Below are 1,231 nucleotides of genomic sequence, written 5' to 3' on the forward strand. Positions count from 1 at the left end.
GCTCGGGGCCTGGGCTCTGCGGTGTCTCGAGGTTCACGCTGTCTCGTCCGCTCGTCGGTCGCGAGCCAACCCCGGGCGGGGCCGGCTATTTCCCAATTGTGACGCACTCCCGCGGACTTCGCGCGGGCATCTGCCGAGGGAAGTGGGACGGGACCGGGCTCTGTCCGCCGCAGGAAGGAGGGGCGGAGGACAGGGTCTGGGAAGCAACGCGGGGCGAGACCCGGGCCCTCCCGTCCCGCTGGGACGACAGGAGGGCAGGGGGGCTTCAGCCCTCGGCGGTGGGGCCGGCGGTGGGAATGGCGGGGACGCCGTCCTCGGCCATGGGAATGCCGCCCAGCTCTTCCGCGAGCGCGGTGAGCACTTCCTGGGTGAAGACGATGCGGTCGCGGGGCATGCGAGCGAGCACGCGCTGTACGGCGGACTCCACGGTGCCTTCGGAGGGCACGTCCAGCGTGCGGCCGGCATCGGTGAGCGCGAAGAGCGCCTTGCGACCGTCGAGCGGATCCGACTTGCGCTCCAGCAGGCCTCGCTTCTCCAGCCGCTTGAGCACGCCGGTGAGGGTGCTGGGGTGGACGTGGAGGATCTGCGCGAGCGTGCCGGCGGTGATGCCCGGGAAGCGTCCGACCAGCCGGATGACGAGCCGCTGTGGGCCGGTCAGCCCCAGCGTGGACTCCATCCGCTTGGAGGTGGATTGAAGTCCGTGATCCACGGCCCACAGCAGGCGCATGAACTCCAGCACTTCACCGAGTTGTGGCACCCGGGACCTACCGCCGTCCGGACCTTCTGACTCCGGGGCTTGTGCGTCCTTCATGGATGCATCCTCCTTCACCTACGGCCTCCCTGTCTTCGCGACATGGTGGCGTGTCCTAGCGCGTCGGCCTGCCAGTTCCACCAAAATCCGGAAGCATTGCCCGCCGCAAGACGGGGCCGCTCGCCTGGGGGTGGGACTGGCGTCACCGGCGCGGGTCATCCGTCCAGGCTGTCCGGGTGTGTCATCCCGGGGCTCCCTGGAAAAGTCCAAGGGCGCGAAAGGAGGGCCGCCACCCCCTGGCATGCCGGTGCCCGGGAGCGGCGGCCCTCGCGAGCCTGAATCAACCGAGGGTTGTGTTTGTCATGGGTTCGTGGCGGGCGGCTTCGGACAGCCCCGGTGCCATCAGCACGCAGCCCAGCACCCACGCCCAGGCCCACTTCACGAGTGGCCCCCCACGCCCGCCTCCTGCCCGGACTCGCC

Annotated in this window: 1 protein-coding gene; it reads right to left on the bottom strand. The window is 70.3% G+C overall.

Going from position 1 to position 1,231, the window contains the following annotated elements; translation table 11 throughout:
- Positions 1–265 precede the first annotated feature (265 nt).
- Entirely contained in the window at positions 266–811 is a 546-nt protein-coding gene (locus tag D7X74_RS41980; protein ID WP_120538469.1) for a MarR family winged helix-turn-helix transcriptional regulator, read from the bottom strand.
- Between the last annotated feature and the right edge of the window lie 420 nt (positions 812–1,231).

The organism is Corallococcus sp. CA047B, assembly GCF_003612065.1.
Classification (GTDB): Bacteria; Myxococcota; Myxococcia; order Myxococcales; family Myxococcaceae; genus Corallococcus; species Corallococcus praedator.